Annotated in this window: 6 protein-coding genes and 2 pseudogenes; 2 read left to right on the top strand and 6 right to left on the bottom strand. The window is 72.1% G+C overall.

From position 1 onward, the window contains the following. Positions 1 to 87: 87 nt before the first annotated feature. From ACFW22_RS35265 to ACFW22_RS35255, 3 genes and pseudogenes are all read right to left on the bottom strand, one after another. Positions 88 to 1,044 (bottom strand): annotated as a pseudogene (locus ACFW22_RS35265) (chitinase); the annotation flags it as partial. Positions 1,045 to 1,275: 231 nt separating this feature from the next. Next, positions 1,276 to 1,824: pseudogene (locus tag ACFW22_RS35260) on the bottom strand (carbohydrate binding domain-containing protein); the annotation flags it as partial. A gap of 199 nt (positions 1,825 to 2,023) precedes the next feature. Next, the gene (locus ACFW22_RS35255) at positions 2,024 to 2,563 is read right to left on the bottom strand and encodes a hypothetical protein (RefSeq protein WP_386412751.1); all 540 of its coding nucleotides are present in this window, start codon (positions 2,561 to 2,563) and stop codon (positions 2,024 to 2,026) included. An 81-nt stretch (positions 2,564 to 2,644) separates the two neighbouring features. On the opposite strand from ACFW22_RS35255, the gene ACFW22_RS35250 reads away from it, so the two are divergent. Both ACFW22_RS35250 and ACFW22_RS35245 read left to right on the top strand, forming a co-directional pair. Next, positions 2,645 to 3,553: an alpha/beta fold hydrolase gene (locus ACFW22_RS35250; RefSeq protein WP_386412749.1), complete on the top strand. Its 909-nt coding sequence runs from the start codon at positions 2,645 to 2,647 to the stop codon at positions 3,551 to 3,553. Positions 3,554 to 3,623: 70 nt separating this feature from the next. Next, positions 3,624 to 5,867 carry an FG-GAP repeat domain-containing protein gene (locus ACFW22_RS35245; RefSeq protein WP_386412746.1) on the top strand — a complete coding sequence of 748 codons (2,244 nt, stop codon included), beginning with the start codon at positions 3,624 to 3,626 and terminating at the stop codon, positions 5,865 to 5,867. 179 nt (positions 5,868 to 6,046) lie between these two features. Here ACFW22_RS35245 and ACFW22_RS35240 read toward each other — a convergent pair whose 3' ends face one another. The 3 genes from ACFW22_RS35240 to ACFW22_RS35230 form a co-directional block, all read right to left on the bottom strand. Then, on the bottom strand, positions 6,047 to 6,832 hold the full coding sequence (locus ACFW22_RS35240) for an ABC transporter permease (protein WP_386412743.1): 786 nt from the start codon (positions 6,830 to 6,832) through the stop codon (positions 6,047 to 6,049). After that, a complete protein-coding gene (locus ACFW22_RS35235; protein WP_386412740.1) occupies positions 6,829 to 7,779 on the bottom strand; it encodes an ATP-binding cassette domain-containing protein in 951 nt (316 codons plus the stop codon). The genes ACFW22_RS35240 and ACFW22_RS35235 overlap by 4 nt, the downstream gene beginning before the upstream one ends. A gap of 69 nt (positions 7,780 to 7,848) precedes the next feature. Then, entirely contained in the window at positions 7,849 to 8,511 is a 663-nt protein-coding gene (locus ACFW22_RS35230) for a DUF4097 family beta strand repeat-containing protein (RefSeq protein ID WP_386412737.1), read from the bottom strand. Between the last annotated feature and the right edge of the window lie 229 nt (positions 8,512 to 8,740).

Raw genomic sequence — 8,740 nt, 5'->3', positions numbered from 1 at the left:
GGGGGGGGGGGGGGCCCGGGGTGGGGGGCCCCCCCGCCCGCTCCTGGTCCCCGCCCCGACGAAGCGGGGGCGGGGGTCAGCGGAAGGTCAACGCCCCTGGAGGGACTTGACGTTGTCGCCGAAGGTCCAGCCCTTCGAGCCGTCCCAGTTGATCGACCAGGTCATGAGCCCCTTCAGCGAACCGCCGAAGGCGTTCCACGACTGGCCGACCAGGCCCGGCGACATGTAGCCGCCGCCCGCGCCGGTCTGGGCCGGCAGGCCGGGCACCTGCTTGTCGTAGGGGACCTTGATGGTGGTGCCCTGGATGGTGAGGCCGTTGTTCAGGCAGGTGGTCTGCGCGGTGAAGCCCTGCACGGTGCCGGCCTGGTAGGAGTCGCCGGAGCAGCCGTACATGCTGCCGTTGTAGTACTGCATGTTCAGCCACCACAGGCGGCCGTTGTCGACGTACTTCTTGATGATCGGCAGGTAGGAGCCCCAGATCGACCCGTAGGTGACGCTTCCGCCGGTGACGTAGGCGGTCTCGGGGGCCATGGTCAGGCCGAAGCCCGCCGGCATCTGGGCCAGCACGCCGTCGATGATGCGGATCAGGTTGGCCTGGGAGGCGGACAGCGTGTTGATGTTGCCGCTGCCGGAGAGGCCGGTCTCGATGTCGATGTCGATCCCGTCGAAGTTGTACTTCTTGAGGATCGGGACGACGGTCGCCACGAAGCGGTCGGCGACGGTGCTGGAGCTCAGGTCGATGCCCGCGGTGGCGCCGCCGATCGACATCAGGATGGTCGCGCCAGCCGCCTTGGCCTGGCACATCTCGGCGGGGGTCGCGACCTTGACGCCGGTGTCCATGCCGTCCTGCCACAGCACGGTGCCGTCCGAGAGGATCACCGGGAAGGCGGCGTTGATGACGTTGTAGCCGTGGGCGGCGATCCGGCCGTCCGTGATGGGGACCCAGCCCATGCCGGGGTGGACGCCGTTCGCTGCGCCGTCCCAGTTCTCCCAGTAGCCCTGGAGGACCTTGCCGGACGGCTTGGGCTTCGTGGGGCAGGTGTCACCCGGCGGGGTGGTGGTCGGCGGCGGGGTGGTGGGGGGCTCGGTGGTCGGCGGTGTCGTCGTGGGCGGCGGGGTGGTGGGCGGCTCGGTCGTCGGCGGCGGGGTGGTGGGCGGTGCGGTCGTGGGCGGTGCGGTGGTCGGCGGTGCGGTGGTCGGCGTGGGGCTGCCGCCGGGACCGCTGAGCGCCACGTCGTCCGCGTGGTACGCCGGCTGCCCGTACCAGCCGTGCAGGTAGACGGTCACCTGGGTGGTGGTGGCGCCGGTGGCGAAGTCGATGCTGAGCTGGCCGTACGAGGCGTTGTTCGGCGTCCAGGTGGACGTGGTGCCGGTGAGGCCGGTGCCGGTGGCGCCCAGGTAGACGTAGCTGCCCTGGACGTAGGCGCTCAGCGTGTACGAGGAGTTGGGCTGCACGTTGATCGTCTGGGCGCACCGGGCGTTGTCCGAGCCGGCCGGCACGGCCTTGAGCGCGGAGGCGCCGGAGTGGACCGGGCTGCTGACGGTCGAGCCGGAGCCGCCGGAGCAGGTCCAGCCGGAAAGCCCTTCCTCGAAGCCGGAGTTGGTCACCAGGTTGGTGGTGGCGGCTCCGGCCGTGGGGCTGCCGACCACGGCGACGCCGGCGCCGATGACGGCGGCGGCGCTCACTCCGGCGAGGGAGCGCACCAGGACGGTCGATCCGTGCCGGGCGCGACCGGTCCGGTCGTCCGCGCGGCGGGCGGGGTCGGGGGGACAGGGGCGGGGACCGCCCGACGGGCGTGGGGTGCGCGACCTCCGACGGAACATGTGGTGCTCCCTTCCCGCCGAGTGTCATGGGCATGACTGACTCATGAGGGCGTGACGCCCGGCTCTGGGTGAGGTGGGGACATGGGGGGCTGCCGGACCGGATCGTAGGAGGGGCGAGCGGACGCGTCAATAGGTCTGGACCAATACCGAGGCCGTGGCCCGGTTCCCGACGGCCGGGGGCGCCGGCCAGGCCCTGTCGTCACGCTCCCGTCGTCGCCCGAAGGGCCGCCCCTCCCGCTCGCTCGGCCCTCGGCCCCTGACCGGCAACGCCGTAGGCGCCCGCCCCTGCCGGCCGAAGCCGTCGCATGGGGTAGCCGGCCAGGACGGCGAGCCGGGCCGCGGGCAGGGCGGTGGGGCCCGGGGAGGGCACGTACCGGTTCCAGACCTGCCCCGCTCCGGTGACCGTCATCACCTCGCCGCGCCAGAAGGTCAACTCGACCTCGTCGCCGACCCGGAACAGCCCCGTCGCCCCGGACCCGACGTCCGTCCGCTCCACCGGCCGGCCGCCGGTGAAGTACATGTGGCCGGATTTCCTGCGCCCGGTCTCGAACCGGTCGATCACGGCGTGCGCGGTGACCAGGCAGTCGTTCGCCCGCGCCGGGTCGACGGGGGCGGTGCACGGGACGGCGGCGCGCCAGGCCCGTCCGTTCGCGTCCGAGGCCGGGGCGCGGGGTTCGTCCGGACCGGGGCCCGGGGCCCGTCCGGGGGCATCGAGGCGGGCACCGGAGACTCGGGGCAAAAAAAGATCTCCCCGAACCGATGAGTCGGGAGGGTCCCGCACGTCTACCCCTGCGACCGACCCTTCACCGAGGAGAACCCCATGGCCGAGACCGTCACCCGCGCGCTGCAGACCGTCGGCGCGACCCTCCGCTACGACGTCCGCCCCGGCACCGGATCCGACCCGCGCCCGCTGCTGCTCATCGGCTCGCCCATGGACGCGGCCGGATTCGCCACCCTGGCCTCGTACTTCGGCGACCGCACCGTCGTGACGTACGACCCCCGCGGGGTGGGGCGCAGCGAGCGGACCGACGGCGCCCCGGAGACCCTGCCGGAGGAGCACGCGGACGACCTCGCCCGTCTGATCGGGGCCCTGGACGCGGGCGCCGTCGACGTCTTCGCCAGCAGCGGCGGCGCGGTGAACGCCCTGGCGCTCGTCACGGCCCGTCCGGACCTGGTCCACACCCTCGTCGCGCACGAGCCGCCGTGCGCTCCCGTCCTGCCGGACCGCGAGGCCGCCCTGGCGGTCTGCGCGGACATCCACCGCACCTACCTGAGGGAGGGTTCGGGCGTGGCGATGGCGAAGTTCATCGCCCTGGTGAGCCGGACGGGCCCGATCCCGGCGGACTGGGCCGAGGAGCCCGCGCCCTCCCCGGAGGCCTTCGGGCTGTCGGCCGAGGACGACGGCACGCGCGACGACGCCCTGCTCGGCCAGAACATGCGCGGCTGCACCTCGTACCACCCGGACTTCGCGGTCCTGCGCGCCGTGACGGCCCGCATCGTCATCGCCGCGGGCAAGGAGTCCGAGGGCACGTTCTGCGCGCGGGCGGCCGCGGCCGTCGCCGAGGGCATCGGGGTACCGCTCGCCGTCTACCCCAGCCACCACGGCGGCTTCCTGGGCGGTGAGCACGGACAGCACGGTGCCCCGGCGGAGTTCGCGGAGGCGCTGCGGGCCTCGCTCGCGGAAGAGAGCCCGGTCGTACAACCTTTCGCCTTCCCGCCGGTCTCATGAAGCGAGGCGCGTGACACAGGTGATGCGCCTGTCAGGAAATTCCTACTTTGTCATCCCGGAGGAACGGAACGTGCTCCTGGTCCGCTCACCCCGGCGCCGCCTCGCGGCCGCCGTCAGCATCGTCCTCGCCGCGACCACCGGCGTGGGCCTGATGACGCTTCCCGCACACGCCTCGCCCGTCGCGGCCCTCTCGGCCGCCGACGCGATCACCGCCGAGTCCCCCATACCGTTCCCCGCGAACGCCGACCTCGTCGGTGCCGGGCAGCACACCCACTTCCTCACGCGCAATCCGGAGACCGGCGGGTACGCCCTGCGGAGGTACACGGACGGCGCCGGTCAGGGCTACGGCGGCCACAACGCGCTGCGGTCCACCCGGACCGACGACTACTGGGTCCACGTCGGCAGTTACTCGGCGAGCCTGCGGAAGGCGGACGGCAGCAGCGGTCCGATCCAGGTCCCCTTGGGGGTGACCATGACCGGTACCTACACATACGCCGGATCCGCCGCCGACGCCCTCTTCACGGCCCAGGAGACCGAGACCGGCACGGTGCTGCGGAAGCACGTCAGGACCGACGGCGCCTCCTCCTACAGCACTGACGTCGTGACCGGCTTCCCGGAGGACGCGACCTGGATGAGCGTCTCCCCCGCGACGTACGACCAGGCCCTCGTCACCTTCTCCGTCCGCGGCGGAAAGAAGTGGGGCCTGATCGACCTCGCCACCGGCGTCGTGGGCGAGATCCACGACCGTGGGGTCGGGGCGGCGGACGGCGGCATGGTGGCCTCCGAGACCCATGTCGCCTGGAGCGAGAACGCGAGCGGGGAGGGCGAGCCCGACCGCTGGACGGTGTTCGTCCTGGACCGCGCCACGGACCGGGTGCGGGAGATCCCGGTCGGAGACACGGGGTCGGAGGAGCTCCAGGTCGGCCTGGTCGGCGACTGGGTGGTGTACGGCGAGGCCGGCGGTCTCGCCTCGGGCACCACGAACCCGCTGCACGCCGTCACCGCGTACAGCCTGACAGACGCCGCCGCGGCCCCCGTGAAGCTGCTCGACCACCTCACCTCCTCCGCGGGCGTCCCGGACGGGAGCCTGTACGTGCGCGGCGGTCTCGTCGGCACGGGCGAGGGCATGTACCGGATCGAGGACAAGGGCGGCGCTCAGCCGGAGGTCACCCTGGTGGCCACGACCGGCGAGCCCACCGAGGTCGTGATCGGCGCCGGCGGACCGCCCGCCGTGGTCGACTTCGACGAGAACGGCGGGAAGCAGACCTTCGACTGGACCTTCTCCCGGACCTCCGTCGACATCAAGGTCACGCTGCGGCACGTCGGCACCGGCAAGAGCACCGTGCTGACGAAGACCCGGCCCACCACCACGACGGTGCCGTTCACGTGGGACGGCACCGTGGGCCAGGGGGTCGAGTCCGCCCCCAACGGCGCCTACACCTGGGAGGTCGAGGCCAGCCCCCTCGACGGCATCGGCCCCACCGCGACCGCCGAGGGAAGCTTCACGGTCGACCGCGCCGCCCGGCCGCACGACTTCAACGACAACGGCACCCTCGACCTGCTGAGCCGTGACGCGGACGGCCGCCTGTGGCGTCAGGACACCCGCTACAGCGACGACGTCAACGACGGACAGCTCGTGGAGGCGGGCCAGGCCGCGCTCATCGGCGTCGGCTGGCAGATCTACGACCGGATCGAGGCGACCGGGAACATCGCGGGCTCGGCGGTCGGCGACCTCGTCGCCCGTGACAGGGACGGCGTCCTCTGGCTGTACCAGGGCAAGGGCACCGGCGACCTCGCCGCCCGGGTCCGGGTCGGCGGCGGCTGGCAGATCTACGACAAGCTCACCGGCGGCTCCGACCTGACCGGCGACGGCCGTGCCGACCTCCTCGCCACCGACCGCTCCGGCGTGCTGTGGCTCTACCAGTCCACCGGCTCCGTCACCCGCCCCTTCGAGCCCCGGAGGAAGATCGGCGTCGGCTGGCAGATCTACAACCAGCTCGTCGCCACCGGGAACATCGGCGGGGCCACCGGCGGCGACCTCGTCGCCCGTGACAAGGACGGCGTCCTGTGGCTGTACCTCGGCAAGGGTGACGGCACCTTGGCGTCCCGCACGAGGATCGGCGGCGGGTGGAACACGTACACCCACCTCGTCGGCGTCGGCGACACCGACGGTGACGGCCGCAACGACCTGATCGGCCTCAACTCGTCCGGCACCTGGTTCTACCAGGGCACCGGGAGCTGGCGGGCGCCGTTCGCGCCCCGCGAGGTCGCGGGCCTGGACCACCCGGTGAACAGCTCGCAGCTCGTCTTCTGACCGCAGGGCTCGACGGAAGGGGGCGTCCACGCCGACGTGGACGCCCCCTTCCTCCGTGCCGGCCCCTTTCCCGCGTCGGCCCCTTTCCCGCGTCGGCCCTTGCTGACCGCCGCCCGGATCTCCGGCAGCCGTCGCCCTCGCACCACTCCTGATGCGGGCGTGGTGTTCGACGACAGAACCTAGCGGGGTTCGCGGTGGAAGACGGCCGTGGACCAGCGGTGCCCGAGGACGGCCAGGCCGAGGCACCAGGCGAGGGCGAGCCAGCCGTTGTGGCCGATCTCGGTGCCCAGGAGCAGGCCGCGGAGGGTCTCGATGGCGGGGGTGAAGGGCTGGTACTCGGCGATGGGCTGGAACCAGCCGGGCATCTGGTCGACCGGGACGAAGGCGCTGGAGATCAGCGGGAGGAAGATCAGCGGCATCGCATTGTTGCTGGCGGCCTCGGCATTCGGGCTGACCAGCCCCATCCCCACCGCGATCCAGGTCAGGGCCAGGGAGAACAGGACCAACAGGCCGAAGGCGGCGAGCCATTCGAGGGCGGTGGCGTCGGCGGAGCGGAAGCCGATGGCCAGGCCGACCGCGCCGACCAGGACCACGCTGACCACGGACTGCAGCACGCTGCCGAGGACGTGGCCGGTGATGACCGAGCCGCGGTGGATGGCCATGGTGCGGAAGCGGGCGATGACGCCCTCGGTCATGTCGTTGGAGACGGAGACCGCGGTGCCGATCGTGGTGGAGCCGATCGTCATCAGCAGCAGGCCGGGGAGCAGGTAGGCGATGTAGTCGGAGCGGTCGCCGCCGCCGATGCCCGCGCTCATCGTGTTGCCGAAGACGTACACGAACAACAGCAGCAGCATGATGGGCGTGAGCAGCAGGTTCAGGGTGAGGGAGGGGTAGCGCCGGGCGTGCAGGAGGTTGCGGCGCAGCATCGTGGTCGTGTCGCGGACGGCGAGGGAGAGGGTGCTCATCGGGCGGACTCCTTGGACTGCGCGGGGAGGGCGGCGGTGAGGGCGAGGAAGACGTCGTCGAGGTCGGGGGTGTGGACGGTGAGTTCGTCCGCCTCGACGCCGGCCGCGTCCAGCCGGTCGAGGACGGTGCGCAGCTCGCGCTGGCTGCCGTCGTTGGGCAGGTGCAGGGCGAGGGCCTCGTCGTCGCGGCCGGCGTCACGGAGCAGGTCCGCGGCCGAGCGGTAGGCGTCCGGGGCGGTGAAGCGGAGGCGGACGTGCCCGCCGGGGACCAGGCGCTTGAGCTCCTGCGCCGTGCCCTCGGCGACGATCGTGCCGCCGTTGAGGACGGCGATGCGGTCGGCGAGCTGGTCGGCCTCCTCCAGGTACTGGGTGGTGAGGAAGACGGTGACCCCGCCGGTGACGAGCTCGCGGATGATCTGCCACATGGTGTGGCGGGAGCGGGGGTCGAGGCCGGTGGTGGGTTCGTCGAGGAAGATGATCCGGGGGCTGCCGACCAGGGTCATGGCGATGTCCAGACGGCGCTTCATGCCGCCGGAGTAGGTGGAGGCGGGCTTCTTCGCCGCCTCCACCAGGTCGAAGCGCTGCAGGAGTTCGGCCGTCACGCGCCGCCCCTCCGACCGGGGCAGGTGGTGCAGGTCCGCCATCAGGAGCATGTTCTCCTCGCCGGTGATCAGGCCGTCGACGGCGGAGAACTGGCCCGTGACGCCGATGGCGGCGCGCACCGCCTGCGGGGCGGCGGACAGGTCGTGGCCCGCCACCCGGGCCTGCCCGCCGTCGGCGCCGATGAGGGTGGACAGGATCTTCACGGTGGTGGTCTTGCCGGCGCCGTTCGGGCCGAGCAGGGCGAAGACCGTTCCTTCGGGGACGGTCAGGTCCACGCCGTCGAGGACGGCCTTGTCGCCGTAGGACTTGCGCAGCCCGTTCGCCGCGATGGCCGGGGTGGTCATGGTGGGGCTCCTCAGGTGCTGGGGTCGATGGCTGGCGGCCGGGGGCCGGGGTGGTGACCGGTCCGACGGTCAGAGGCTGCGGGCGGTGACGTCCCCGCGGGTCGTGGTCGCGCGGACGCTCAGACCGGGAGTGCCGTCGTTCTTCAGGGCGTTGTCGATGCGGCCGAGGGTGGTGTGGGCGTCGAGGGCGCCGGAGACCCCGCGGGCGACGCCGACCTCGATGTCGCCGAGCTGGGTGCTCAGGACGAAGGCGCCGCCGACCGCCTCCGCGATCCGGATGCCGCCGCGCTGGGTGCTGATCTCGGAGGAGCCGCCGAGCCGGCCGACCTCGACGTCGCCGTCGAGGACGGTGAGGCGGGCGCTCTCCGCCTCGTCGAGCTTGATCCGACCCTGGGCGCCCTCGAAGAGGACGCGGCCGAGCCGCCCGACGCCGCGGAGTTCGGCACCGGCGGCCTTCGCCTCGACACCGGAGCCGGCGGGCAGCCGGACGGTCACCTCGACGGCGCCGGAGGGGCCGAAGTACTGGTTCTTCGTCGTGGTCGCGACCTTCAGGACGCCGTTCGCGTAGCTGACGCCGGTCCGCTCGGCGGCCTGGACGTCACGGTTCTTGGCGGCGTCCGCCGGAAGGACCTCGACCGTGGTGTCGGTGCGGTCGGCGGCGATGAAGCGGATGCGGCCCGCGGGGATGTCCAGGACGGCGGTGATCACGGTGGGGGTGGCGAAGGTGTGCATCGTGCTCTCCTTGGGTTCATCGTTTCCGATGAACGAAAAGCTACGTTGCGTTCACTGACTCGGCAATGCGCTGAACCTAGTAAATCCCCTTCATTGCAGGTCAATAGAGTGAATTCATTGCAATGATCCTGAGAGGTAATGCAACGAACTCCACCCCGCTCGTTGCAATGAATGAAGGTGAATGCTCCGCGTGGACGCCGAAGGGCCCGTCGCCCCCGCGGCGGTGGAG

This window comes from Streptomyces sp. NPDC058872 (assembly GCF_042743065.1).
GTDB lineage: Bacteria > Actinomycetota > Actinomycetes > Streptomycetales > Streptomycetaceae > Streptomyces.
Note: the sequence above shows the minus strand (reverse complement) of the source record. Positions and strands in the feature narration are given on the sequence as shown.